The organism is Gammaproteobacteria bacterium, assembly GCA_021648145.1.
Lineage (GTDB): Bacteria > Pseudomonadota > Gammaproteobacteria > JAADGQ01 > JAADGQ01 > S141-38.
The window spans coordinates 98,751-123,702 of the sequence record JAKITI010000004.1; the positions used below are offsets into that span (position 1 = coordinate 98,751).

Consider the following 24,952-nt stretch of genomic DNA (forward strand, 5'->3'; position numbering starts at 1 on the left):
GAATACCAATGAATTTTGATTTAACGAATATACAGATTATTACAGTAGCCTTCATCACTTCTCTGATTGTACTTGGGTTGATATGTAGCCGTTTATATAGGCGGGCTTCTAAACAAGTCTCTTTTGTGCGAACCGGATTTCGTGGCCAAAAGGTGATTAAAAATGGCGGTTGCCTCGTCTATCCCGTGCTGCATGAAATCATTCCCGTTAACATGAATACGTTACGCTTGGAGGTTCGGCGGTCAAATGAACAAGCTTTAATTACACGAGACCGTATGCGTGTTGATGTGGCCGCTGAATTTTACGTACGAGTAAAACCAACAGAAGATGCCATTGGCGATGCGGCTCAAACTTTGGGCATGAAAACCATGAAACCCGAACTATTAAAACAGTTGATTGAAGGTAAATTTGTTGATGCCCTACGTGCCGTTGCCGCCGAGATGGCGATGGAAGAACTGCATGAACAACGGGTCGATTTTGTTCAAAAAGTTCAACAAGCCGTCTCAGAAGATTTATTGAAAAATGGCTTGGAACTAGAGTCCGTTTCACTCACAGGTTTAGACCAAACCAGTAAAGAGTTCCTTAACCCTGACAATGTTTTTGATGCGGAGGGTTTAACCAAGCTAACAGAGGCAATTGAAAGTCGTCGCAAGAAGCGTAATGACATTGAGCAAGACACTGAAGTGGCCGTTGCCAATAAAAATCTCGACGCTGAGCGTAACAAATTAGAAATTCAACGAGAACAAGAATACGCTCGACTAGAACAAGAGCAGGAAATTGAAATTCGTCGCGCCGCACAAACGGCAGAAATTTCACGTGAACGAGCAGAGAAACAACGTGATGCTGAGCAAGCGCAAATTAATGCACAACAACAAGTAGAATCTTCAAAAATTGCAACTGAGCGTGCTATTGAAGAGCAGCGTATCGATAAAGATCGTCAGCTAAAAGAAAACGAAATCACTAAGACTAAGGCCGTAGAAACGGCGGAAATAGAACGCCTCAAAACAGTCGAATTAGCTGAGCAAGACCGCGCTATCGCCATTGCAGAAAAATCGAAAGAAAAATCTGTCAGTGAAGCCACTGCCGACAAAGCGCGGGCCGAGGCGGTAAAAGCTGAAGAAATGGTTGTCACCGTTCGTGAAACGGAACAAGCTGAGCGAGCAAAAGCCGTTGAACTGGTTCTTGCAAGTCAACAAGCCGAGCGCCAGGCGATCTCTATCAAAGTCGCTGCCGAGGCAGAAAAAATGGCGGCAGAGGATCAAGCCGAAGCCGTGGCCATTTTAGCCAATGCAGAAGCACAAAAGCTGCGCATTACCGCTGAAGGCTGTGCCGATGCGGAAAAACTAAAAGCTGAAGCGGCTGAAAAAACATATGCAGTCGATGCTGAAGGCCAACACGCCCTCAATGAGTCACGCAACATTCTCAGCGCAGAACAGATCGCGATGCAAATACGCATGGCCTTGATAGAGCAACTACCGCAAATCATCCGTGAAAGCGTTAAGCCCATGGAGCAAATTGACGGTATTAAAATTATTCAAGTTGATGGTTTAAATGGCGGTTCAAATGGATCTGGAGAAACAGCAACCAATAATAGTAATGGTGGAAGCTTGGCCGATCAGTTAGTCAATAGTGCCTTGAAATACCGCAGCCAGGCACCGTTGGTTGATTCGCTATTATCCGACATTGGCTTGGACGTGGGTGATATTAATGGCATGAGCAGAATGCTTCACAATAAGCCCGAAACAGAGAGTAAAAGAGGGGTTTAATTATTAAAATATATAGGTTTTGATGAAGACTCTATTCAGGGTGTTGTTGAGTATAACAATGGGCAATATAAATTAGTGAAGGAGAGTATAAATGAACACAATATTATTGGGCATATTTAGTGTCGTTATGATAGTGGTCGTAGTGAACATATTCGAACTTACAGGAATAGGAGGACTTTTGCTCATAATTATGGTGCTTGGTATAGTGGGTGTTATTAATAGAACTGAAGGTAAAAATAGTAAAGGGGAGAGGTTGGGATGATGGCTATAGTGGTTGATTTTTTATGCAACGAGCAGGGTGAATAAACAGCCCCTTTGGAGGATCCATGGATTCTGATTATTTTAGTCAAATGCTCTATGCCTTCCCAGGGATTTCCGTACTGGCACCCTGGTTCAACAGCCTACTCATCATAGATATTTTACAGCAGATGGCCCTGCTATTCGTTGTTGCCTTCCTGTTTAGCCGTTCAGGAGCCTTCGGGCTGTTGGTCAAGGATTCACTTCGGACTCGTGACTGGCTGTTGCTCTACCTGATTTTTTTTGCTATCTCAGCTATGGGCTCTGTATTGGCTTCCAATGTTCCACTGACGCCAGGCGGCGATGACTGGACTCAGGTGGATACTCGTTCCATCGGCGCAGTGCTAGCGGGGTTTTTGGGTGGTCCCTTGCTTGGAACTGCGGTTGGCTTTACCGCTGGCCTCTATCGGTGGAGCCTGGGCGGGCCTACTGCTATGGCGGGTTTCATAGGAACCACATTAGTCGGGCTTATAGCAGGTCTGGTCTACATGTTTTTTCTGAAAAAAAATCAGGAGGTACGTTTTGGTTGGAAAATTGCGGTAGTCGCCACCTGCGTGGGTGAGCTGATCATGAAGGTCTTGGTGCTGCTTACCGTTCAACCATTCGATAAAGCACTGGCTCTTATTCAGATTACCACCGTTCCCAGTTTAATTGGCAATAGTATCGGAGCCGCCTTGTTCGTTACCATATTGAATGATAAAGAGCGTCTTGGTGTCTTGCATACCACCACCGCACTGCGTATGGCCAAGCGTTTAGTTGATGTTCTGAAATATGGCTTCAATAAAAGTGCTGCAAGGGCAATCGTCAACATCATCCGCGGAGAGACCCAGATTGCAACAGTAGCGATCACTGATCATACCAATAAAGTCATGGCAATAACCGGAGTCGGAGCCGATCATCATCACGTCGGTGATGAAATTGTCGCTGACCTGGTTCAAAACGCCATTGACCAACAGCGGGTTATCTTTATAAATGGTTCAACCGACCGGCTCCATTGTGCAACTTCTGCCAACTGCCCATTACATTCTGCGCTCATCGCTCCACTTATTGTGGAGGGAAACGTACTGGGTGTATTGTTGCTGATTGAACCAAAGCGACGTTTTTTCCCCAAGTTGAACCGTGCTTTGGGCGTGGGCGTTGCCGAGCTTTTATCCGAGCAGATGCAATTAGCTATGTATCAAGAGCAACTGGCCAGCGCAAAACACAAGCTTCTTATTGCACAGATAAATCCACATTTTTTATCCAATGCATTGAACACCATCTCTGCCATTGTTCGAACTGATACAGCTCGCGGCAGAGAGCTGTTGACCAAGCTGGCGTTCCTGATGCGCAAGAGCATAAAATATGAAAATGAAATCAGCACCCTAGAGGAAGAGTTGGAACATATGGATGCACATCTCAGTATCGATCTGGCTCGTTATGGCGACAAACTTCGAATAGAAAAAAATATCGAACCGAAACTGATGAATGCACTACTTCCCAGTTTTGTTCTTCAGCCATTGGTAGAAAATGCAGTCAAACATGGAACATCTCGCCTATTGATCCCTGGCATTATCCAGATACGCGCCTATCAAACAGGTGATGGATTGATTAAAATTGAGGTCAAAGACAATGCAGGACAATATCAGCCTAAATTATCAGCGACTCAAGGCCTTGGCATGAAAAACGTCGAAGGAAGAATCAAAACGCTATTTGGTCGCCAATATGGATTAAGTATCGACTGTTCACCGAACCAGCACACCAGCGTTACAATTACCATACCATTCAGGGATCAGCTATGACCATAAACGTTATTCTCATAGACGATGAAACTTTGGCGCAAGACGAGCTGGCATATCTTTTGGAACGGCACGATGACTTTCGCATCGTTGCCCGATGTGAAGATGTTTTCTCTGCCCTGCGTAAAATTCGCGAACACAAACCAGATGCTATTTTTTTGGACATTATCATGCCCGGACAAGATGGTTTTACGCTGCTCGACTATATGGCGCCGGAGGAACACCACCCTCACGTCGTGGTTGCCACTGGAGGGGAAAGTGATTTTGCAGTGCGTGCCTATGCAGAGGGTGTGCTGGATTATCTAACAAAACCCATCGAAGAGGAGCGTTTTGATAAAGCGATAGAACGAATTAGGAGTCAGGTTTCAGACCCAAGTATCGAAGTACTCCCTTATCCAGATCGCATACTCGAAATTATTCCGTGTATTTTCAATCATCGAATAAAATTTATTAAACCTAAAGAGATAGAATTTGTACGGTCTGATAGCCGTGGTATTTACGTCATATGTGCAGAAAAAGATTTTTATACCGAATTAACATTAGCTACTTTCGAGACTAAAACCACACTCATTCGTTGTCATCGTCAACACATGATAAATCTTGTACATATTGACGAACTTATTCCACTGGAAAATGGTTTAGCAGAAATTAAAACAATATCTGGGCATCGCGTTCCGGTCAGTCGTCATTATCTCAAATGTTTAAAGGAAAAATTAGGGGTGTAAACATGAACAGGACTACCGAAGGCGAAGAGAAGTAGATATGTTTAGTGACCCCAATGCCGGAATTGTTGAGGAGGTTCATTTTCCTCACAATAAAGCTGCCACTTAAAAAAGCATAAGGCGGCGACTATTGCACAAAGCCGATCTGTTTAACGCAGTAAAAAATAGTTTAAATTTAATTTCAGGAAGAAGCTAAATGAACTTCTTCCTGACCTGCATCAGGGTTATTGAAAACCTTCATCGAAATATTTCTTTCGCTGCGAGCAACAATCATAGATACGACCACATCTCCCGTCACATTCACGGCTGTGCGCATCATATCCAATATTCGATCTATTACCAGAATTAAGGCAATGCCTTCTATCGGCAAGCCGACTTGGCTAAAGACCATTGCTAACATTGCCAACCCAAGCCCGGGAATTCCAGCAGTACCAATGGATGCCAATATCGTCATGGCAACGACGGTAAGATAATCTATGATGCCCAGATCTATTCCATAAACATTGGCAATGAATACCGTTGCTACGCCATGAGTAATGGCCGTGCCATCCATGTTAAGGGTTGCACCAAAAGGAACCACAAATGAAGCCGTTGCATGATCAATACCCAGTCGCTTTTTTGCAGTGTGTAGTGTGATGGGAATAGTCGCATTTGAACTTGCAGTACTAAATGCAAGCATCTGGGTCGAACGCATTTTTTTCATGAACATTAAGGGGCTAACATGACCAAATAATTTTAATAAAAGCATCAAAGTACCCGTTGCATGAAAAATCAGCACAACAGCAACCAGACCAAAATAGCTGATCATGGGTGAGATTAAACTGAGCCCTTGTTCAGAAAATGTTTTGGCCATCAGTGCGAATATACCAATCGGTGCCACCCGCATGACAACATTGACGACTTGCATCATCACCACATTTAGCTTTTCAGCGAACTCGGTGATGAGTTTTCCCCGCTCTCCAATCATCAGTACACAAACGGAAAAGAGGATAGTAAAAAATATTATTTGCAACATATTGCCTTCAACATAGGCGGCAATAGGGTTTCCTGGTATTAAATCAATAAAAACTTGAGTCCATGATAATACCGGCGGTGGAGGCAGTGTATTTTGGGGTATTTGTGTTATATCAAACCCCTGGCCTGGTTGGACAATGACTGCCACAGTCATGGCCAGTGTCGTTGCTAACGCCGTAGTCAGCATAAATAGTAGAAATGTTTTAGTTCCCACACGTCTAAGAATAGCCACATCGCCGATGCTGCAAACACCACAAATGAGAGAGAATGTGAGTAATGGAATCACAAGCATTTTTAATACATTAATAAAAATACTGCCCACGACATGAAAAAGACCATCGACTAAATACTCTTGTATAAATACAGCATCATTTGTGAGTGTATTGATTAAGCATCCTGTGACCAGACCGAGGGTCATCCACACCATAATTTTTGTGGTTATATTAATTTTTTTCTGCCCTGCTATTTAATAGCATATCCACTGCTAATGATAAAAAATAATTTGTTCTCAATTGGTCTTGGTTTTTAGAAATCATATTGAGCTAGGTGGGGGTATTTAATTTTGGACAAGGCTAATATATAGTGTTATGCGTTATAAATGGGACTTTGAGAGCATACTCTTGTGCAAAATCCTAATGATCTCAACAATATATTTCCGTATAATAGCCAGCCAAAAATCAAACTGGAGATTAAAAATTGGATAGCCGTTTAATTGAGATTGAAACTCGTATCGCATTTCAAGATGATACTATTGAGCAACTTAATCAAATCGTCACGACACAACAACAGCAAATTGACCAGCTTCGTAAAGAGGTCACTGCCATTGCTGCAAGAGTTTCGGAGCCTAGTGTGGCGGCCTCTAATATTGCCACTCAAGCAGAAGAGACACCGCCGCCACACTATTGAGGCTTATGCTTTACTCGGCTGCTGATGCGGTAAATGAACCTCTTCAATATGCCCAGCCGTTGGATCATTAAAAGTCTCCATTGAGATTTTATCTTCAGCACGAGCTACAATCGTAGTGATGGCTGCATCGCCAGTCACATTCACGGCAGTACGCATCATATCCAGCAAGCGATCCACACCCATGATTAAAGCAATGCCTTCAATAGGCAGGCCCACTTGATTGAATACCATCGCCAACATAATCAAGCCAACACCTGGCACACCGGCAGTCCCAATGGATGCCAACACAGCCATACCAATTACAGTCAAATAACCAGTAATGCCTAGATCAATGCCATAGACATTGGCAATAAATACCGTGGCAACACCTTGCATAATGGCCGTGCCATCCATATTAATGGTCGCACCGAATGGCACCACGAATGAGGCTGTCGAGTTATCTACACCCAAGCGTTTTTCTACGGTACGCAGTGTCACTGGAATGGTTGCATTTGAACTTGAGGTACTAAAGGCAAATATCTGTACCGAACGCATTTTTTTCAAAAACATTAGTGGGCTGACACGCCCTAATAGTTTTAGTAAAATCATTAAAGTGCCTGTTGCATGCAAGAGCAACACAACAGCAACCACACCAAAATAACTGATCATCGGTAAAATCATACCCAAACCTTGCTCGGAAAATGTTTTGGCGATCAGCGCAAATACACCAATAGGAGCTGTATGCATAACCACGTCAACCACTTTCATCATCACTTCATTTAACCGCTCAGCACCATCAGCAATGGGTTTACCACGTTCGCCGATCATGAGCACACAAACAGCAAATAAAATTGTAAAAAAGATAATTTGCAGCATATTGCCTTCGGCATAAGCGGCCACTGGGTTGCTTGGAACCAGATCAATAAACACTTGAGTCAATGGAGGTGCAGAATTCGCTACAAAAGTACTTTCTGCGGTGCTGCTCATATCAAAACCTTCACCTGGCCCTACTAACACGGCGACTGTGATCGCCAGAGTAATTGCCAGTGCGGTCGTCAACATAAAGAGTAGGAAGGCTTTTACACCCACGCGCCCAAGAACGCCTATATCTCCAATACCACATACACCACAAATGAGAGAAAATGTAACCAGTGGCACCACCAGCATTTTTAATGCGCTGATAAAAATGGCTCCGATAACATGAAAAAGCCCATTAACAAGATAGTCTTGAACAAACGCGATATCACTCGCAAAGGCATTGATTAAACTGCCGACCACTAGACCACAAACCATCCAGATCATGATCTTTGTCGTCATACTCATTTTTTGCGACATAAAATAGCTCCATAAATATCGTATTGAATTTGCGGTCGTAGTATACAGTAATTATTTCAGCAACTTTTTTCACACTTGTTAAAATACTGTTATCTAGGATCATTATCAGAAATAAAGGGTACATATAAAAATGGGAAACTCATTTCAGGATCAGTTTTTAAAAGCAGGGCTCGTTAATGAAAAACAGATCAAAAAATCCAAAAAATCCAAATATATAAAAACCAAGCAAGCGGGCAAAAAAAAGGTTGAAAAGGTTGTTGATGAAAATAAGCTACATGTTCAGCAAAAACTGAAAGAGCAAGCAGAGAAAGATCGTGAGCTGAACCTTGCAAGACAAAAAGAGGCGAATCTCAAAGCTATTTCAGCGCAGATCAAACAGTTGATTGATGTGCACCATCAAATGGATATGATGGGCGAAACAGCCTACAACTTTACCGATGGCACTCTCATTAAAAAAATCTATGTGACTGATATAGCAGTAAAACAAATTGCGAATGGTCGGTTAGCCATCGTGAAATGGGAAGAGCAGTATAAAATTGTGCCCAAAGTGGTGGCAGAAAAAATTAGTGAACGCGATGAAAAATATATCATTCATCTCGAAACAGCCAGCAAATCTATTGATGATGACAATGATCTTTATGCGGACTACCAAATTCCAGATGATTTGATGTGGTAGTTATTTTTGTATAAAAGCTGAGAATTGTTAAGCCCTTGCGACCTGGGTGGCTGTTGCTATTTGCTAATAGTTAGTGTTAAATTTCGCCCTGTTTAAAATGACCTTTAAGTAATTATAGATTTTTATTTTACTTCGCAAGTTAGTGTCCATGCTGGGCGTGCGCAAGGAAGACGAATTAGTCGTCAGTTTTAAAAACGGAGACTCTTAGTTAGTGGTTTGGATATATTTAACATTTTTCTTGGCAGGATTCCCTGCGCTCATTTATCAACTGGTTTGGCAACGGTCACTCTTTACATTTTTTGGCACAAACATTGAATCAGTGACTGTCGTAGTGACTGCATTTATGTTGGGGCTGGGGATTGGAAGTTTGCTGGGTGGGCGTATCTCCAAATATGCTAAAATTAGCCCGTTGCTTGCATTTGCTTTTATGGAGTTTGGAATTGCAACTTTTGGGATTTTCTCTATCTCACTGTTTGATTATGTGGGTGCAACAACAGCAGGAAGTTCAGCGTTTACCGTCTTCTTTATTGCCTTCCTTCTCGTGCTTGTCCCAACCCTTTTAATGGGCGCAACCCTGCCCATTCTCACCGCATATCTGGTTAATAAAGTGAGCAATGTTGGCCGCTCAGTGGGGGTTTTATATTTTGTAAATACTTTAGGTTCTGCTTCGGCCTGTTTTCTTGCTGCCATCTGGTTGTTCGCAAGCTTTGGCATGTCAGGTGTCGTAAATATTGCTGTTATATTAAATATTGTGGTTGGAGCGGGTGCGCTTTTGTTGTGGCTTGTTAATAGTAGAAAAACTAAAGTAATAAGTAATATAGCTGAGGTTAAGCAGTCAGAGCCTCACGCAACTATTATCGACTTTCGTTTAGGTTTAATACTTGCTGCTTCTGTAGGCTTCATTGCTCTTTCATATGAAATCTTATGGCTTCGTGTAATCATGTTTACCTCGGCAGGCTGGGCATTGGCATTTCCAATATTTCTTGGGTTTTTTCTGTCTGGAATAGCAATAGGCTCCTATGCTGCTCGAAAGTTTTGTCGCAGTGGTGTTATTGAGTTCCCTAAAAAACACCTGAAAACCTTAGCCTGGTTTCTGTTTTGTGCGAATCTGGTCGGGTTTAGTACAATCCCTATACTGACTCAAGTCATTACCAGCGGTGTTGCTGCGTCTGTTGTTTTTTTTGTATTCGTGGCATTGAGTGCTGCAATGTTCGGAGCAGTCTTACCATTAGTCGCGCACTATAGCGTTCCTGCAGATAGTAATTCAGGCTCAAAATTAAGCTATTTGTATATGGCGAATATTGTGGGTTCAGCGGCTGGGAGCTTGTTTACGGGCTTCATCCTTCTTGATAATTTTTCTATTGGCTATGTTAATACCTTCTTAGCTTTACTGGGTCTTTTGTTGGCATTCATATTGTTCGTTTCCAACAGAGATTCAGGCTCAAAAAACTATGGAATTGTTGCAACGGTCGTAGTGGCGCTTCTGTTTGTAGTATTGCAACCCAGTTTATTCAATCATGTTTACGAACGATTGCAACTTAAACAAGGCTATAACGGACAAGCCTTTGCCCGTGTTATTGAAAATAAGAGTGGTGTCATCACGGTTAAAGAGGATGGTTCAGTCTGGGGTGGAGGTGTTTATGATGGTATTTTTAGCACGAGCCTTGTCGATGATAAAAATGGCATTGTTCGTGCTTACTCACTGTTTGCTGTTCATGACTCTCCAAGCAGGGTATTAATGATTGGTCTCGCTTCTGGCGCATGGGCGCAGGTTGTTGCCAATAATCCAGCGGTTGAAAAACTGACTATCGTTGATATTAATGAGGGGTATGTAAGTATAATTTCTGAGAACCCTGTCGTTTCTTCACTATTAAACAACCCCAAGGTTGAGATTATTATTGATGATGGCCGACGCTGGTTGAACGCAAACCCGAACCAGATGTTTGATGTCATCATATCGAATTCAACCCTTCACTGGCGCGCATACGCGAGTAATTTATTATCGCAGGAGTATATTGAGCTTGAAATGTCTCATATAAATCCTGGTGGAATCGTTATGTATAATGGTACTTGCGCCCCCGAAGTATATAAAACAGCCGTCGAAACCTTCCCTTATGCACTGCGTTTTCTTTCAATGGCTATTGGTAGTAACGAACCGATTCAATTTAATAAAGAGCGTTGGAGAAATACTCTTGAAAATTACAAGATTGATGGTAAGCCAGTATTTGATTTGAATAATGAAATTCACCGATCCAAACTTGAGACTATCCTCTCTCTTCCAGAGCAAAAAGCACCAGGAGATGCCCAGGCGAGTATTTATTCATCATCAGATTATTGTTATGACTATCAACTCGCATTGGAAACAAAGGATGTTTTACTGCAAAACACAAAAAACTACACCAAAATAACGGATGACAATATGGGGACGGAGTGGCACCGGCAGCCCTGGAAAGATATTGTTGGCAATAAAGCGACTTACAATTCTCAAACAGCAAAATAATATCCGTTTAATTGCTGGTGTTACGCGAGCCACGAAACCAGGGAATCAACAGTAATCCCAGTCCAATTCCTAGTGGAAAAGAATATATTTCCTGGGGCTGTATTAATGGGTTTTCTTCAATGGGGAGTGTTTCAAGCCGCTCAATGTCTTTGATAATTTGTTGCATGCTTTCTATATCAATCGCATGGTAATAACGCCCTCCTGTTTCTGTTGCGATGTCTCGTAGAGTAGTTTCATCCAGTGGCAGTTCAGCCATTTCGGGGGATTCGATAGGGCCACGGGGGAAAGGAACAGCGCCCTGTGAACCGATACCGACGGTATAGATCCGTATGCCGTGTTTGTGAGCGAGCAGTGCAGCATCAAGAGGTTGAATGATCCCGGCTGTATTGGTGCCGTCGGTGAATAAAATCAATATTCGATTGGGATGTTCGTGGTCTTGCAGGCGCTTCACTGCCAGCATCATGGCGGTACCGAGTGCGGTCTTTTCACCGGCAATACCATTTCTGATCTGCCCAATGAGTGTTTTCAACAGTCCTAAGTCAGTTGTAATAGGCGTGAGTGTGAAAGCATCATCGGCAAAGATAATCAAGCCTGCACGGTCTCCCTGACGATTGTTTAAGAACTCAGTCACAACACGTTTCAGCATATCTAGGCGACTGACCTGAGTGTTGTCGATGGTGTAATCAAGTGCGCGCATGGAGCCTGAAAGGTCAATGGCTAACATAAAATCACGGCCTTGCCCTTGATGCTCACTGACACTAAACCATTGAGGTCTGCAAAGGGCTGTGATTAATAACATGCAGCCAATAAGCCAAAACCAAGGAGGTTGTTTATTAACGCTCGCACTGTTTGATAGCTGGCTCAGGAGTGCGGTTTGGGGATGAATGATGGCTGGACGATGAGGTTCTGCTCTGTCTTTTATAAAACGCATAGAGGCTTGCCATAGTAACCAGGGCAGTGGCAGAGCAAGCAGCCAGAGTGGTGTCGCTAGTTGCAACATCTATTTGCTAAAAAAGTTCTGAATGACTGCCGCACCGTTCAAGTTTTACCAAACATGTCACGTAATTCATCAAGAGTTACTTTTTCATGTTGTTCATTAAAAGCATTAATGGTTGTTTGGTTTGGGATTTTTAGTTCAGGGTTTAATTTTTTTCTAACCGTAGCATCTATCGGAGTAGCGACCATGATTATATCTCTTTCAGTAGTTTGCTGGAATCCAAGTGTACTATATATTGATACGTTCAATTTCATTGCTTTGCAACCACTGCTCGATGGTTTTAAATAGATCAGGGGTGATTTTTTGGTGGCTGTTGTTTTTATAGCGCAGTCTGTCTAGTTGCTTAACTGTTTTGCACCACTCTTGCTCATTTATTGTCAGCATGGAGGGCGGTGTGGTGGGTAAGTTGGGCAGTTGCCAGTGGTGGCGTAAGATTGAGGCAAGCCAGTATGCGGTCAATCGATTGTCCAGCTCGCCCGTTTGCCACTGTTTCTGTATTCGTTTAAGTTGGTTTTGTGGTGAAATAGTGGTGGGCTGACTTTTTCTAAACTTCCAGATAAAGCCACCACAGATAAACAGGAGCCCGATCGTAATCAGCATAATCATGGGCCACCACGTGGGCGCTTCGGGCGGCACAATATCAGCCATTTGGGCGAGCGATGCTAATGGGTCCATTGCCACTTCTGGAGTTGTTTGAACGTCTCTTGTGCCGTTGATAGCATGTGATAAGGGATGGCTGCTTTTTTGAAGCAGGTGAAAAGTTCGCTGCGTCCGAGTGTCATGGCGTGTTCGTATCGCTGGCGTAATTTTTTATCACAGGTATCAATCTGGCTGGCTTTTCCCGTGAGTGGGCAGACGATATTCATGGTTCCGATATTTTTCAATTGCTCTTCGGCAGGGTCGGTAATATATATCGCTGCAACCTCTTGTTGTAAAGCTAGGTGTTGTAATCGCTGTTGAGAGCTTTCAATGAGTTGAACGAAATCACTGATGAAAATGGTGCTGCAAGCGTTTCCACCTAAATGCTCTATAGTTGTAAATAGTTGCTGCCAAGAACTCTGGTTTTTCGGTGTTGTGGCGGGTTGAAGTGGTTTTGATATGGCTCTTAATAAAGGTAGAAGAGTTTCATTCGTTCGGGCGGCTGGGTAAATAGAAACTCCATCTTCAATCACAATGCCTAAAACTTCTTCGCTGTTGGCAATGGCAGAGAAGGCTATAATTGCGGCAGCACGTGCTGCCACGGTTGCCTTCAGATCAACGGTTGTACCAAACGCCATCGTTTGGCGACGATCGACCACAAGCAGCAATTTACGCTGACGTTCTTCTTGAAATACCTTAGTGGTGGCTTTGCCACTGCGAGCCGTTGCGCGCCAGTCCAAATGCCGTAAATCATCACCTGCTTGATAAGCCCGAGTATCAACCCAGTCCATGCCATGACCGCGATAAAGTGACTTGTAACGGCCTGACAATGCGGTTTGTCCACGCGCATGAAGTGGGGTGTTATTCAGCAAACAGCTCCGTAACTGGCTAAGTTCGCTGGGTGAAATCAGAGGGGGAAGGTTGCTTGCTTTCATCTTTATTAGGGCGTATTAATCGGCTCTCATCAAAACCCATAAATTATAGCACTGTTGAGTATCGCTTGTTCGACTGGCAAAATGGCTGCATCTTATACGTCAGCGGATTGAATATTTTGGCTCAAGCAACTCGAACTAAAACGCAAAAAGAACAGGCACCTCTAAGCACTCATATCAGCCGTGCCTTACGTGAGGGCGGTTTTTTGGTGCTGGGGGCTGTTGCACTTTATCTCGCAATTTCTCTTTTTACCTATCATTCCAGTGACCCTGGTTTTTTTCGTAATACGATGTATGGTCCTGTCAAAAATACCGGTGGTTTGGTGGGTGCCTGGTTTGCCGATCTGGCTTTTTATACTTTTGGAATATTAGCTTATCTTTTTCCTGTCGTGATTGTTTATTGTGCTTTTGTTTTTTACAAAGGGCGAAAGCATGCGGGTGATAATTGGTGGCGACAAGGTTGGGTGCGTAGTGGTGGATTTTTATTGCTATTATTGTCGGGTGCGGCATTGGTTCACCTTCACTTAGCTGGTTTGGGTGGCGTGCTGCCGTTAGATGGGGGCGGTATTCTTGGTGCAATGACGGGCTCAACTCTGTTGGGATTATTTAACCTTCTGGGCTCAACACTTATTTTATTCACACTATTTTTGGTTGGGATCAGTATTTGTACAGGGCTTTCATGGATTGGTTTGGTGGATGCGACAGGGCGGGTCACATTGAATGGTTTTTCATGGGTTGGACAAAAAAGACAGCGCCGGAAAATTTTAGCTCGACAAAAACGTGCGTTGAAAAAAGCAGAAAAAGAGAAAAAAATAGCAGAAAAAACGGCAAGAAAAGATGAGAAAAAAGCCGAGAAGAAGGCTAAAAAACTATTGTCGAAAAAAGCTCATATTGAGCCACTTTTTAAAGGGATTGAAGTCAGTAAACGGGCTGAAAAAGAGCGCCAAAAACCATTGTTTCATAATGTAGAAGCAGGCACTTTGCCGCCGTTATCATTGCTAGATGATGCGGAACCTCCTAAAAACAGTATCTCCAAAGCAGATCTGGAAACAATGTCACGCCTGCTGGAAGTTAAACTGAAGGAGTTTAATGTTTCGGTTGAAGTGGTCGCAGTGCACCCTGGGCCGGTGATCACACGTTATGAGCTTAAACTGGCGGCGGGTGTAAAAGTCAGTCAAATCGCCAATTTATCTAAAGACCTGGCGCGATCATTGTCGGTGATGAGTGTTCGGATTGTCGATGTGATTCCAGGTAAGCCTGTGGTTGGCGTAGAAATTCCAAATGAGTATCGGGAAATTGTTCGGCTCAGTGAAATTTTAAAATCGACAGTTTACGATAACGCCAGCTCACCCTTGACGATGGGGCTGGGGAAAGATATTTCAGGCCAGCCCTTTGTCGCTGATTTAGGAAAAATGCCTCACTTACTCATTGCGGGAACGACTGGTTCCGGTAAGTCGGTCGGAGTCAATGCCATGATTCTGAGCTTTCTCTATAACGCCACGCCTGAGCAGGTTCGATTGATTATGATCGATCCCAAAATGTTGGAGTTGTCGATCTATGAGGGAATTCCACATCTGCTGGCCCCCGTTGTCACAGATATGAAAGAAGCCTCCAATGCATTGAAGTGGTGTGTGGGTGAGATGGATCGGCGTTATCGTTGTATGGCCTCGGTCGGGGTGCGTAATATTGCGGGTTATAATCGTAAGTTAAAAGAGGCAGCTGAAAAGGGTGAGTCGTTCCCTGATCCACTTTTTCAGTTCACAGAAGGTGTGACCGAGGTTCCTGTGTTAGAGCATCTGCCTTATATTGTCGTGGTCATTGATGAACTTGCAGATATGATGATGGTGGTCGGTAAAAAGGTTGAAGAGCTGATTGCACGATTGGCGCAAAAGGCTCGGGCGTGTGGTATTCATTTGATTTTGGCAACACAGCGCCCTTCGGTGGATGTTATTACAGGTCTGATTAAAGCGAATATTCCAGCGCGTATCGGCTTTCAAGTCTCGTCAAAAATTGATTCTCGAACAATTCTTGATCAGATGGGTGCGGAGCAATTGCTGGGGCATGGCGATATGCTCTATTTGCCTGGCGGAAAAAGCATCCCTGAGCGTATTCATGGAGCATTTGTGGATGATCATGAGGTTCATGCGGTTGTTGAGTTTTTGAGTCAGACGGGATCCCCTCAATATATCGATGAAATACTTGAAGGCAGTGTTGCGGAAGATATTGCTGCAGCATTGGGTGGGAGCGGTGGTGCAGAGGAAGATGAGCTGTACGATGCCGCGCTGCAAATTGTGACTGAGACGCGTAAAGCATCGGTCTCTGGTGTCCAGCGACGACTGAAAATTGGTTACAATCGAGCGGCTCGTCTGGTTGAAGCGATGGAGGCGGCAGGGGTTGTGAGTTCTGTGCAATCGAATGGTCAGCGTGAAGTGTTGGCACCGCCACCAATTGATGGATAAAAAAGTGCTAATGGATGGTGTCTAAAGCAACAGGGGTAGGTTTCACTTTGAGTCTTTTTTGTTTAAGTCTATATTATTAGCTGTTAAGCTCCATGTTCTTTTTGATTCAAGTAGTTTATTCAGCAATGAGTTTGCCTGAACTTGGAAGTGATCTATAGGCTTTACTCAATATATCTTATAGATTTTTTCAATTAGTCAAATGAGTTGGGGGTATGTAGTATCGGTTCCGAATTATATTTCAACGCCAAAACACAATTCTAAACAAAAACTCGTAAGGAGAAAAATTTATGGCAAATCAAACTTTTGATGCTGGTGTGCAGGATTACAAGCTAACTTATTGGACGCCTGATTATACGCCGCTAGATACAGATTTATTGGCATGTTTTAAGGTTGTAGAGCAAGAAGGTGTTCCACGTGAAGAAGCAGCAGCAGCAGTAGCAGCAGAAAGCTCAACAGGCACATGGACAACTGTATGGACTGATTTGTTATCAGACATGGAGTATTACAAAGGACGTGCCTACAGAATCGAAGAAGTTCCTGGTGATAAGGAAGCTTTTTATGTATTCATCGCTTATCCACTGGATCTGTTTGAAGAAGGTTCTGTTGTAAACGTACTGACTTCTTTGGTTGGTAACGTATTCGGATTTAAAGCAATTCGTTCTTTAAGACTTGAAGATATCCGTTTCCCAGTTGCATTTGTTAAAACTTGCATGGGTCCTCCAAGTGGTATCCAGGTTGAACGCGACAAATTAAATAAATACGGTCGCCCAATGTTGGGTTGTACTATCAAGCCTAAATTAGGTCTGTCTGCCAAGAATTACGGTCGTGCAGTTTATGAGTGTCTTCGTGGTGGTCTTGATTTCACTAAAGATGATGAAAACATTAACTGTCAGCCTTTCATGCGCTGGAGAAATCGTTTTGAATTCGTTGCTGAAGCGGTTCATAAAGCACAAGCCGAAACGGGTGAGGTTAAAGGTCATTATCTGAACGTTACTGCGGCAGATTGTGAAGCGATGATTGAACGTGCAGAATTTGCTAAAGAATTGGGTATGCCAATCATTATGCATGACTTCTTGACCGCTGGTTTTAGTGCGAATACTTCGCTGGCTAAATGGTGTCGTAAAAATGGCATGTTGTTACATATCCATCGCGCAATGCATGCAGTAATTGACCGTAATCCTCGTCACGGCATTCATTTTCGTGTTCTTGTTAAATGTTTACGTTTGTCTGGTGGTGATCATCTGCATACTGGAACCGTTGTTGGTAAGTTGGAAGGTGATCGTGCGACAACTTTGGGTTTTGTTGACTTGTTGCGTGAAGATTTCATTCCAGAAGATCGTGCTCGTGGAATCTTCTTTGATCAAGACTGGGCCTCTATGCCTGGTGTATTCGCAGTAGCATCGGGTGGTATTCATGTATGGCACATGCCTGCACTGTTAAATATCTTTGGTGACGACTCTGTTCTACAGTTTGGTGGTGGAACACAAGGTCATCCAGATGGAAATGCAGCGGGTGCAGCAGCAAACCGTGTTGCATTGGAAGCTTGTGTTAAAGCTCGTAACGAAGGTCGTGATTTAGAAAAAGAAGGTGGTGACATCTTACGTGAGGCGGCTCAGCACAGTAAGGAACTTGCTGTTGCTCTTGAGACTTGGAAAGAGATCAAGTTTGAGTTTGATACTGTTGACAAGCTAGACGTACGTTAATTTTTTATTAGTTAATATATATATAAGCATTTAATAGGAGTTCAATTATGAGCCAACAAATTCAAGAAGATTACCGCACAAAGTACACCCTGGAGACCTTTTCTTTTTTGCCTCCATTAACTTCTGATGAGATCTATAACCAGATCGTTTACATTATTAATCAAGGCTGGACACCTGCTCTTGAGCATGAAACACCTGAGTCAGCTTCTGCCCATTACTGGGGTATGTGGAAACTACCATTCTTCGGTATGCGTGATCCTAATGAGGTTTTGCAAGAAATTGAGGCGTGCCGTCAACAATACCCAGATCACCTGATCAGAGTGTTGGGATATGATAGCTATACTCAATGTCAAGGTCACAACTTTGTGGTTTATCGCCCTAGAGGCATGTAGTCATCAGCAAAGAAAGAGTATGGAGCCTTTAATATGAGTAATTCTATAAATGACGTGAGCGGACGCTCGCAGTCAAAGGCACGTCGTAAGTCAAAGCTTTCTGGTGGAAAATCAGGTGTAGCTAGAGCGACAAGAGTCCCTAGAAAAAAATCTGAGCCAGTCATTTTGGCTTCAGGTTCTAGTGCTTCTGTTGTAGCTGCGCCTGTTAAGTCTGAATTCACTTCAGCTTCTACAAAGCGTCAATCGCCTTCTCTGCAATCCATTACAGTTGCTGAAGGGCGTGCGATGGCGAAGCAAAAAAGAAAGCGGATGATTCGTGGTAAAACTGGGTCATCTCAAACAAATACGCAAGGTTCTTTGAAAACGAGAAAAAAGCCTGATGAGATGATTGAGCTTCGTTCTACTACTACAAGTAAAAGCGCTGCTTTGAAGGGTAAAAAAGTTTCTCCTGCTATTAATAAATCGCAGGTTAAATCTGAATCATCAAAGGGTCGCAATATGTCAAAAGCCAGGCGTAAAGCTCTTGTCAAAGGCAAAGCTGGTCAGTCCTCTTTTAGTAGTCAGTCTAGCTCTGTTGCCAAGATGGCTAATCCCGGCGCTTCGGTAAGAGATGTGGCTCGAGTGGTAAGGGCAGAGCGCTGCAGCAAAGGCAAGACAGTTTGTTCTGCTGTTACAAAGTCTTCTAGGCGACAAAAGCGTAAAAGTGTAAATGATGCTCCAGAAAAAGTTTCTTTATCTGAAACTTTGAGTGGTAGCGTTGTTTCTGGCGTGCATGTGGGTCAAGGCCAGTTAACTGGCGCAGAGAAAGGTGCTTGCAAAAATGTGAGTGGTACTGAGTATTTGGGAATGGAAGAGTTTGTAACGCACTGCTCTACTGTTCCTGAAGCATCACCTTCAAAAGTTTCTTTTACTCAAACAAGTAAAGGAAGAACGGTGAGTGGTACTGAGTTTGGGCAAGACAAATCTGTCACGGGTGATAGAGCGGGGCTATGCTCTTCAGTGACGGGTACAGAGTACCTTCCTGCGGATCAAGGTGATTTGTTTTGTGGTGCTGATCAAGCGTTAACGAAGTCTGACACAGGTTCTATGATTCCACGTCTAATGAAGCCGAGTTGTACGCCTAAGTCAAAAGCTGTTCCTGCTAAAGTGGTTATTTCAACGACAATGGCTGGGAATATGACGACTGGCACACAAGTTGGAAGAGGCTTGTCCGTGACTGGTGATGAACGTGGTTACTGTCAAGCAATTACTGGTATTGGTTATCAAGGTAAAGAGGAGGTTTCGGCTGTTTGTGAAACGAAATCTCCTGTTTCCCCGCCTGCTAAAGTATTAGTTTCTGGTACGGTGGGTGGTCAAATTGTGACGGGCGATCGTAGTGGCAGCGTAAGTGGAATGACCGGTGCAGAAATTGGAAGCTGTCAGCCTGTGAGCGGAACTGCTTATGTAGGCACAGAGTTTGCCTCAGATAGTTGTTCAGTAGAAGCTCAGGCATCTATCGCTCAGCGTTCAAAACAAGCAGCGGTTCAAAGTAGCCAGCCTATGACGGGTGTTCGGCCCGGTATGATGGGTCTAACAGGGGCTCAAAAAGGCGCTTGTGAAGTTGTTTCTGGAACGCATTATCAATCTGCTTCTGAAATGAGTCAGTTGTGTGAGGGCAGTGGTGCTGCAACACTTGGTGAGTCTGATTATCCTATGATAATTGGTCAAGCGACTGCAGCAACTCTTGCGGGTAGTGTTACAGCGCCTTCGGTTTCACCACCGAGTGCTATCACCGGTGATGGTTGGGAAAAAGGTAATAAAGTGACGGGTACTGATGGTGCTTGGGCTGCAAAGCGTAATCCTTCTATCCGAGGGGTTCAAGGGCAGTCTCCAATGAGCGCATCTAACTTTAGACCGCACTCAATGCCTGAGGTACCTCAGAGTCCAATTACAGGTTCCTCTGGAAATACCACGGAAGGGAGTAAAGTGACCCTTTCTGGTGGCGCAAGAGCGTAATTGGAAAAAGTGATGTTAAGCACAAGCTATCGCAAAAGCTCTATGTTCTCTAGATCGAAGGCTAAGCCGCCAGCTCTTGGTATGCGTCCTATAAAAAGGACCTTTAAGGCAGGTGGCAGTCTTGATGTGGCTATGAAGATGGAGAGTTTTTCGAGCTTTAATAGCAACCCTCTTGTTAGGGTTGAGCAAAATAATACTTTTCATGATTATGAAGTTCGCATCAAAGCTGGCTTTGATGGTGTTGAGTCTGTTGTTCAGCAGTTGGTTGTAAAACAAAAATGTCTAGACTTTCTGAAAACTGCTTATTTACTAATCCAGGAAAAGTTAAATCTTTCACTCAGTAATGAGCAGTTAAACATTCTTAGTAAAGATCAGTTTGACAGTAATGATTTTTATGCGGAATGCATTTTTGCGCAGTTTATGAGAATGTCAGAAGATTTTTTTAAAAATGACCCGTTATGTGGGCAAAATAAAATTGAAGCAGAAAATGTTTTCAAAAAATTGGGTTTTCATGCGGTTGGAATTGCGGCATGTTCTGATGGACGTTTAGCTCATTTTTCTACCTATGTATTGCGATTACCCTACTCGTTACCTCGAAGGAAGTTTCATGCTGGAACTTTATTTGATGTCAGTGAGAGTGTACGTAATTGGGTCTTTATTGAGCACGGGCGTTTCAGAGAAGGAATACCTAACTCAGCTGAAGAAGCAACTAAATATTTAAAAATTGCCGTATATCATTTCTCTAAGTCTGACCCAGAGCATCAAGGTTGTGCCGCGCACGGTAGTGATGATAGCAAGGCCGCGACAAGTGCTTTGTCAAAGTTAAATGATTTTAAACAAGCAATTGAAAATAGATTTGGGTGTGGGTCAACCATTAAGACATTATTAATCGGTATAAATACAGATGATGATAGCTTGAAGATTCACGTCCCTAATGCGCATGGAAAAATGTGTTTGCAACGTTTTGTTGAGACGGATGCGCTTTTTTTACAAACAATCGGGCTCAATGCCGAGCAGGCTAAGTTAAGCATTAAAAAATCTGTTGGTGTATGTGGTGGAAAAAAGGTAGCGAACTCTTCAGATTCGATGAACGCTTTAATCTGTTGGTTAATTGAGAATAATTTTTCCCAGATAGAGTACGTTAAAAGCTATGAAAATGGTTTCTATCATGATACGGGTCATGCAGAGCGTTTTATCGGTATTGGTAGTGGATTTGAAGAGGTTCAACTTCGTAATTTAAGTTACTACAGTTTCTTGAATACAGTTGAAGAGGGTTTGAATGATGTCAATATTGGCATCAAAATTTTTACGGGATTGAATTTAAGTAAAGGTTTACCAATTCCTATTATTATTCGCTCTGATTATGATGGCAAAGTGCCTGGCTCAAAAAATAGAGCTCAGGAGAAGGTTTTTCGTATCGAGCAAGCATTACATGAGCGCTACCAAGAGTTGTCTATGCAAGGAAAATTAAAGTCTATGTGTACTTTAAAAGACAACACTGGTCACAAACCAGCTGAAAGAGTTTCAAACTTGGTAGAGCAATAACTATTTGGGATCTTTTAGTTTATGAAAATTTTAAAAGTTGATAAGACACTGGTTTCGACAAATAGAATTTCAAGCATGGATCACAAGCCTTTGTTGGTTGTGCGTGAGAAAGATGGTGGAACACCACAAGTGGCTGTTGACCCTGTAGGCTGTAAACCAGGTGATTGGGTGCTTTGTGTTGGTAGTTCTGCTGCAAGGGATGCCACGGGTATAAAAGCTTACCCGAGTGACTTAACCATTGTTGGTATTATCGATAAGTGGGAGGTGTGATTTCTTATGGAAATACACCAGGTTAAGCAAAAATTAATTGTAACGAGCAGGTTGGATGGCTTAGGTCACTTGCCTATTAAAGTGCTGCAAAGTGTATCGGGTGCAAGACTTGTTGCACTTGATCCAATCGGTGTTAAAGCAGGGGACTGGGTGTTTACAATTGCAAATTCAGCGGCCAGAACTGCCGCAGGTGATGACAAAATTTTAACGGACTTAACAGTCGCTGGAATTATTGATAACTGGCAATCATAAATAAAATTTAAACTTAGGAGAAAAACCATGAGCACAGAATACGGTATTGCTTTAGGAATGATAGAGACACGCGGGTTAGTTCCTGCCATTGAAGCAGCAGATGCGATGACTAAAGCAGCAGAAGTTCGCCTGGTCAGTCGTGAATTTGTAGGCGGTGGTTATGTCACTGTATTGGTTCGTGGTGAAACGGGCGCAGTCAATGCCGCAGTTCGTGCGGGCGCTGATGCCTGTGAGCGTGTTGGAGATGGCCTTGTTGCTGCCCACATCATTGCGCGTCCTCATAATGAATTAGGGTCTATGCTATAAATAGCAAAGTCTATTATTATAATAATTAGAGTACTTTAGAGGGGAAAACCCTCTACGAAAGGAAAAAATTATGAGTTATCGCCCATTTATGCAAGGCAATGCTATGTCTGGTGCAGCTGGTTTTCCTAGATTTGATAGTTCTACACAGCTAGAGAGTAATTCTAAAATACTAGGGTATTTAGGACGTTCTTTAAGCTTGGAATTTACCTCTGGTCAGCATTATTTGGCCCAGGCTTCTTTGGCTAAGTTTCGTAATGAGGCTCATTATGCGCAAGGTTTTGTGACCTTGGCGAATGAAGAGTTTCAGCACGCCAACTTAATTACTGATCGCATCATTACTCATGGTGCTTTACCTGCGGGTAGCGTTCTAAGCCCTTCGACTTATTCTGGCTCTATCGTTGATGCGTTGAAAAGTTGTGAGGCAAGAGAAATTGCTTTAATCCAGCTTTATGGTGAGGCAGCTCAGTATTGTGCAAACATGGGAGCAGCAGAAGATAGCTCTTTATTTAACAGGTTGTTTGAAGAAGAGCAGGCTCAGTTGGTTAGAATTAGAGGCTGGATCAAAGAATATTATCATGTGATGAATGTAAACCCTGCTATGACTAGGAGTTTTGCATGAAAAGTAACTGGAGGAAGAAGGAAAAGCCTCCTTTATTAGAAGCTAGATTTGAGTTTACAGAATTTAGGGTTTTGATGTCTTTTTTAGATTCCTTAGCAGAGGTTGCTGAAGAAATGGATCACCACCCTAATATCAGTTTTAGCCGTCAGCATGTATCAGTTGTGATTTATTCAAAGACGGAAACACTTAATGATACTGATTTTAAACTCGCAGAAGAGATAGATGTGAGGCATAAACAGTCGATAGACTTTTCAAAAGGAGTTCTTGAATGAGCAAGCTAGATGATAAAAAAAAACAAGCTGTTATTAATCAAAAATCTGTACAAAAAGCAGTTAAACCTATCAAAACAACAAAAAAATCTGTAATAAAAAAAATAAATCCGGCTGTAAAAGCTATGCCTAAAAAAGATAATGTTAAGTTGGTAGCCAGTAAGTCAGTAGTTGTTGTTAAGCCATCCTCAGCTAATGCTCAAAAAAAACCAGTGTCAGCGAAGTCTTCACCTGCTAATACTCAAAAAAAATCAACAAAAACAAAGAAGTTAATAAGCAAGCCAATGAAGCATATTGCAGATCAAATTAAAGAGTTACCTAGCAAAAGGGTTTGGCCTGACTAGTTAAATTATTAGTGCTTGGTTCAAAATTAATGGCGGGAATGTTACCCCGCTTTTTTTATGTGAACTTGCTTTGTAGCGAAGTTGGTATTTATTTGAAAAAATAGCAACAACCTATTGACTACTCTCTATACATGAGAGTTGTATTACCAACTTCTATTCTAGTACTATTTTTCGTATCATACTCGCACTAAAAATAAATGTTCTATACACAGAGGCGAATACACCTCTCTTAACAGTATAGAAAAAGGTATAAATTATGGGATTAGACAGTTTATTAATACCAGCAGTTCTATTTTTTGCATTAGGTGCTTTTGCAAAATTTATTAATTCGGATCTCAAATTCCCTGAAGGGATGACAAAAGGGATTGGTCTATACTTATTAATGGCGATTGGTTTAAAAGGTGGTGTTGCATTAAGTGATGCTGATTTTGGCTTGGCAATTTCCAGTATTATTTGGGGCGTGATTCTTGGTTTCCTATTACCGTTGATTGGGTATGCACTTTTAAGGTTCAGAAATAAAATAAATCCTTTTGATGCAGCCGCTATTGCAGCACACTATGGTTCTGTCAGTGCAGCTACTTTTTTAACTGCCGTTGCTTTCTTAGAAGTTTCTGGTGTGGAATATGAAAGCTACCCAATTATTATGATGGTTATTATGGAAACGCCAGCCATTATTATTGGTCTTGTATTAGCGGCTCTAGCTCGAAAAAAATTAGCAGCAGCTTCTGGAGAGGCTATCCCTAAAACAGAGTGGAGCCCCTTACTTAAAGAGGCATTTACTAATGGTAGCGTGATTGTTTTGATAGGTGCTTTAGTGATCGGTACTGTGGCAACGCCAGAGGCGATGGCTAAAGTGACTCCATTTACGAGTGATATATTCATGGGTGTGCTTTGCTTGTTTTTATTGGATATGGGCATGGAAGCAGCCAAAAAAGCGGGTACGCTTAGGAAGGTGGGTGGCGTTCTAGTTGCATTTGGTGTTGTGATGCCGCTTATTGGTGGTACGATTGGTGTGGTTGTTGGGGTCTCTTTTCTGGGGTTTTCGGTCGGAGGCGCTTTCTTGTTAGCCATATTGTCTGCCAGTGCATCGTATATTGCCGTACCTCCAGTGATGCGTTACGGGGTGCCTGAAGCAAACTCATCGTATTACCTAACCTTATCATTGGGGATTACTTTCCCATTTAATGTCGTAATCGGAATACCATTGTTTTATCAAATGGCGATTATGTACTCTGCACTCTAAAAAGGAGCTAAATT

The 24,952-nt window shown here is 42.8% G+C and carries 25 protein-coding genes; 19 read left to right on the forward strand and 6 right to left on the reverse strand.

The features are described from left to right. Nucleotides 1-8: 8 nt before the first annotated feature. The 4 genes from L3J70_03780 (at nucleotide 9) to L3J70_03795 (ending at nucleotide 4,566) form a co-directional block, all read left to right on the forward strand. Nucleotides 9-1,766, forward strand: coding sequence for a flotillin family protein (locus L3J70_03780; protein MCF6235481.1), 1,758 nt, complete (start codon nucleotides 9-11; stop codon nucleotides 1,764-1,766). A 91-nt stretch (nucleotides 1,767-1,857) separates the two neighbouring features. Further along, entirely contained in the window at nucleotides 1,858-2,028 is a 171-nt protein-coding gene (locus L3J70_03785; protein ID MCF6235482.1) for a hypothetical protein, read from the forward strand. Between the two features lie 64 nt (nucleotides 2,029-2,092). Further along, nucleotides 2,093-3,844 carry a histidine kinase gene (locus tag L3J70_03790; GenBank protein MCF6235483.1) on the forward strand — a complete coding sequence of 584 codons (1,752 nt, stop codon included), beginning with the start codon at nucleotides 2,093-2,095 and terminating at the stop codon, nucleotides 3,842-3,844. After that, nucleotides 3,841-4,566 (forward strand): response regulator, encoded by a 726-nt coding sequence (locus L3J70_03795; GenBank protein MCF6235484.1) that lies wholly within the window; start codon nucleotides 3,841-3,843, stop codon nucleotides 4,564-4,566. The genes L3J70_03790 and L3J70_03795 overlap by 4 nt, the downstream gene beginning before the upstream one ends. Before the next feature lie 178 nt (nucleotides 4,567-4,744). Here L3J70_03795 and L3J70_03800 read toward each other — a convergent pair whose 3' ends face one another. Continuing rightward, nucleotides 4,745-5,995: a dicarboxylate/amino acid:cation symporter gene (locus L3J70_03800; protein ID MCF6235485.1), complete on the reverse strand. Its 1,251-nt coding sequence runs from the start codon at nucleotides 5,993-5,995 to the stop codon at nucleotides 4,745-4,747. A 278-nt stretch (nucleotides 5,996-6,273) separates the two neighbouring features. Here L3J70_03800 and L3J70_03805 point away from each other — a divergent pair, with 278 nt between their 5' ends. Then, on the forward strand, nucleotides 6,274-6,483 hold the full coding sequence (locus tag L3J70_03805) for a SlyX family protein (GenBank protein MCF6235486.1): 210 nt from the start codon (nucleotides 6,274-6,276) through the stop codon (nucleotides 6,481-6,483). 3 nt (nucleotides 6,484-6,486) lie between these two features. Here the strand turns inward: L3J70_03805 and L3J70_03810 are convergent, their stop codons facing one another. Beyond that, on the reverse strand, nucleotides 6,487-7,797 hold the full coding sequence (locus L3J70_03810; GenBank protein MCF6235487.1) for a dicarboxylate/amino acid:cation symporter: 1,311 nt from the start codon (nucleotides 7,795-7,797) through the stop codon (nucleotides 6,487-6,489). Between the two features lie 130 nt (nucleotides 7,798-7,927). Here L3J70_03810 and L3J70_03815 point away from each other — a divergent pair, with 130 nt between their 5' ends. Together L3J70_03815 and L3J70_03820 are read left to right on the forward strand one after the other, a co-directional pair. After that, nucleotides 7,928-8,473: a DUF2058 domain-containing protein gene (locus L3J70_03815; GenBank protein MCF6235488.1), complete on the forward strand. Its 546-nt coding sequence runs from the start codon at nucleotides 7,928-7,930 to the stop codon at nucleotides 8,471-8,473. A 211-nt stretch (nucleotides 8,474-8,684) separates the two neighbouring features. After that, the gene (locus L3J70_03820; GenBank protein MCF6235489.1) at nucleotides 8,685-10,973 is read left to right on the forward strand and encodes a spermidine synthase; all 2,289 of its coding nucleotides are present in this window, start codon (nucleotides 8,685-8,687) and stop codon (nucleotides 10,971-10,973) included. 7 nt (nucleotides 10,974-10,980) lie between these two features. Here the strand turns inward: L3J70_03820 and L3J70_03825 are convergent, their stop codons facing one another. Genes L3J70_03825 through L3J70_03840 form a run of 4 tightly spaced genes read right to left on the reverse strand, consistent with a single transcriptional unit; the run spans nucleotide 10,981 to nucleotide 13,544 of the window. Then, nucleotides 10,981-11,973 carry a VWA domain-containing protein gene (locus L3J70_03825; GenBank protein MCF6235490.1) on the reverse strand — a complete coding sequence of 331 codons (993 nt, stop codon included), beginning with the start codon at nucleotides 11,971-11,973 and terminating at the stop codon, nucleotides 10,981-10,983. 38 nt (nucleotides 11,974-12,011) lie between these two features. Beyond that, nucleotides 12,012-12,158, reverse strand: a complete 147-nt coding sequence (locus L3J70_03830; GenBank protein MCF6235491.1) for a hypothetical protein — start codon at nucleotides 12,156-12,158, stop codon at nucleotides 12,012-12,014. 40 nt (nucleotides 12,159-12,198) lie between these two features. Beyond that, entirely contained in the window at nucleotides 12,199-12,645 is a 447-nt protein-coding gene (locus L3J70_03835) for a hypothetical protein (protein MCF6235492.1), read from the reverse strand. Next, a complete protein-coding gene (locus L3J70_03840) occupies nucleotides 12,633-13,544 on the reverse strand; it encodes a DUF58 domain-containing protein (GenBank protein ID MCF6235493.1) in 912 nt (303 codons plus the stop codon). The genes L3J70_03835 and L3J70_03840 overlap by 13 nt, the downstream gene beginning before the upstream one ends. A 116-nt stretch (nucleotides 13,545-13,660) precedes the next feature. Here L3J70_03840 and L3J70_03845 point away from each other — a divergent pair, with 116 nt between their 5' ends. From L3J70_03845 to L3J70_03900, 12 genes are all read left to right on the forward strand, one after another. Next, the gene (locus tag L3J70_03845) at nucleotides 13,661-16,000 is read left to right on the forward strand and encodes a DNA translocase FtsK 4TM domain-containing protein (GenBank protein MCF6235494.1); all 2,340 of its coding nucleotides are present in this window, start codon (nucleotides 13,661-13,663) and stop codon (nucleotides 15,998-16,000) included. Nucleotides 16,001-16,287: 287 nt separating this feature from the next. After that, the gene (locus L3J70_03850; GenBank protein MCF6235495.1) at nucleotides 16,288-17,703 is read left to right on the forward strand and encodes a form I ribulose bisphosphate carboxylase large subunit; all 1,416 of its coding nucleotides are present in this window, start codon (nucleotides 16,288-16,290) and stop codon (nucleotides 17,701-17,703) included. 47 nt (nucleotides 17,704-17,750) lie between these two features. Then, on the forward strand, nucleotides 17,751-18,095 hold the full coding sequence (locus L3J70_03855; GenBank protein ID MCF6235496.1) for a ribulose bisphosphate carboxylase small subunit: 345 nt from the start codon (nucleotides 17,751-17,753) through the stop codon (nucleotides 18,093-18,095). Between the two features lie 33 nt (nucleotides 18,096-18,128). Beyond that, nucleotides 18,129-20,090: a CsoS2 family carboxysome shell protein gene (locus tag L3J70_03860; protein MCF6235497.1), complete on the forward strand. Its 1,962-nt coding sequence runs from the start codon at nucleotides 18,129-18,131 to the stop codon at nucleotides 20,088-20,090. 9 nt (nucleotides 20,091-20,099) lie between these two features. Further along, entirely contained in the window at nucleotides 20,100-21,635 is a 1,536-nt protein-coding gene (locus L3J70_03865) for a carboxysome shell carbonic anhydrase (GenBank protein ID MCF6235498.1), read from the forward strand. 21 nt (nucleotides 21,636-21,656) lie between these two features. Further along, nucleotides 21,657-21,905: a carboxysome peptide A gene (locus L3J70_03870; GenBank protein ID MCF6235499.1), complete on the forward strand. Its 249-nt coding sequence runs from the start codon at nucleotides 21,657-21,659 to the stop codon at nucleotides 21,903-21,905. Nucleotides 21,906-21,911: 6 nt separating this feature from the next. Beyond that, nucleotides 21,912-22,157, forward strand: coding sequence for a carboxysome peptide B (locus L3J70_03875; GenBank protein MCF6235500.1), 246 nt, complete (start codon nucleotides 21,912-21,914; stop codon nucleotides 22,155-22,157). Between the two features lie 27 nt (nucleotides 22,158-22,184). Beyond that, entirely contained in the window at nucleotides 22,185-22,463 is a 279-nt protein-coding gene (locus L3J70_03880) for a BMC domain-containing protein (GenBank protein MCF6235501.1), read from the forward strand. A 70-nt stretch (nucleotides 22,464-22,533) separates the two neighbouring features. Further along, nucleotides 22,534-23,082, forward strand: coding sequence for a ferritin (locus L3J70_03885; GenBank protein MCF6235502.1), 549 nt, complete (start codon nucleotides 22,534-22,536; stop codon nucleotides 23,080-23,082). Continuing rightward, complete coding sequence (locus L3J70_03890) at nucleotides 23,079-23,354, forward strand: 4a-hydroxytetrahydrobiopterin dehydratase (protein ID MCF6235503.1); 276 nt, start codon at nucleotides 23,079-23,081, stop codon at nucleotides 23,352-23,354. The genes L3J70_03885 and L3J70_03890 overlap by 4 nt, the downstream gene beginning before the upstream one ends. Beyond that, nucleotides 23,351-23,695, forward strand: a complete 345-nt coding sequence (locus tag L3J70_03895; GenBank protein ID MCF6235504.1) for a hypothetical protein — start codon at nucleotides 23,351-23,353, stop codon at nucleotides 23,693-23,695. Before L3J70_03890 ends, L3J70_03895 begins: the two co-directional genes overlap by 4 nt. Nucleotides 23,696-23,951: 256 nt before the next feature. Further along, nucleotides 23,952-24,938, forward strand: coding sequence for a sodium-dependent bicarbonate transport family permease (locus tag L3J70_03900; GenBank protein ID MCF6235505.1), 987 nt, complete (start codon nucleotides 23,952-23,954; stop codon nucleotides 24,936-24,938). Nucleotides 24,939-24,952: the final 14 nt, after the last annotated feature.

Excerpts from the sequence above, each read along its gene's own strand:
- L3J70_03780 (MCF6235481.1), top strand. The coding sequence starts at position 9 with ATGAATTTTGATTTAACGAATATACAGATTATTACAGTAGCCTTCATC.
- L3J70_03785 (MCF6235482.1), top strand. The coding sequence starts at position 1,858 with ATGAACACAATATTATTGGGCATATTTAGTGTCGTTATGATAGTGGTC.
- L3J70_03790 (MCF6235483.1), top strand. The coding sequence starts at position 2,093 with ATGGATTCTGATTATTTTAGTCAAATGCTCTATGCCTTCCCAGGGATT.
- L3J70_03795 (MCF6235484.1), top strand. The coding sequence starts at position 3,841 with ATGACCATAAACGTTATTCTCATAGACGATGAAACTTTGGCGCAAGAC.
- L3J70_03800 (MCF6235485.1), bottom strand. The coding sequence starts at position 5,995 with ATGACCCTCGGTCTGGTCACAGGATGCTTAATCAATACACTCACAAAT.
- L3J70_03810 (MCF6235487.1), bottom strand. The coding sequence starts at position 7,797 with ATGTCGCAAAAAATGAGTATGACGACAAAGATCATGATCTGGATGGTT.
- L3J70_03815 (MCF6235488.1), top strand. The coding sequence starts at position 7,928 with ATGGGAAACTCATTTCAGGATCAGTTTTTAAAAGCAGGGCTCGTTAAT.
- L3J70_03825 (MCF6235490.1), bottom strand. The coding sequence starts at position 11,973 with ATGTTGCAACTAGCGACACCACTCTGGCTGCTTGCTCTGCCACTGCCC.
- L3J70_03830 (MCF6235491.1), bottom strand. The coding sequence starts at position 12,158 with ATGGTCGCTACTCCGATAGATGCTACGGTTAGAAAAAAATTAAACCCT.
- L3J70_03835 (MCF6235492.1), bottom strand. The coding sequence starts at position 12,645 with ATGGACCCATTAGCATCGCTCGCCCAAATGGCTGATATTGTGCCGCCC.
- L3J70_03840 (MCF6235493.1), bottom strand. The coding sequence starts at position 13,544 with ATGAAAGCAAGCAACCTTCCCCCTCTGATTTCACCCAGCGAACTTAGC.
- L3J70_03850 (MCF6235495.1), top strand. The coding sequence starts at position 16,288 with ATGGCAAATCAAACTTTTGATGCTGGTGTGCAGGATTACAAGCTAACT.
- L3J70_03855 (MCF6235496.1), top strand. The coding sequence starts at position 17,751 with ATGAGCCAACAAATTCAAGAAGATTACCGCACAAAGTACACCCTGGAG.
- L3J70_03860 (MCF6235497.1), top strand. The coding sequence starts at position 18,129 with ATGAGTAATTCTATAAATGACGTGAGCGGACGCTCGCAGTCAAAGGCA.
- L3J70_03870 (MCF6235499.1), top strand. The coding sequence starts at position 21,657 with ATGAAAATTTTAAAAGTTGATAAGACACTGGTTTCGACAAATAGAATT.
- L3J70_03875 (MCF6235500.1), top strand. The coding sequence starts at position 21,912 with ATGGAAATACACCAGGTTAAGCAAAAATTAATTGTAACGAGCAGGTTG.
- L3J70_03880 (MCF6235501.1), top strand. The coding sequence starts at position 22,185 with ATGAGCACAGAATACGGTATTGCTTTAGGAATGATAGAGACACGCGGG.
- L3J70_03885 (MCF6235502.1), top strand. The coding sequence starts at position 22,534 with ATGAGTTATCGCCCATTTATGCAAGGCAATGCTATGTCTGGTGCAGCT.
- L3J70_03890 (MCF6235503.1), top strand. The coding sequence starts at position 23,079 with ATGAAAAGTAACTGGAGGAAGAAGGAAAAGCCTCCTTTATTAGAAGCT.
- L3J70_03895 (MCF6235504.1), top strand. The coding sequence starts at position 23,351 with ATGAGCAAGCTAGATGATAAAAAAAAACAAGCTGTTATTAATCAAAAA.
- L3J70_03900 (MCF6235505.1), top strand. The coding sequence starts at position 23,952 with ATGGGATTAGACAGTTTATTAATACCAGCAGTTCTATTTTTTGCATTA.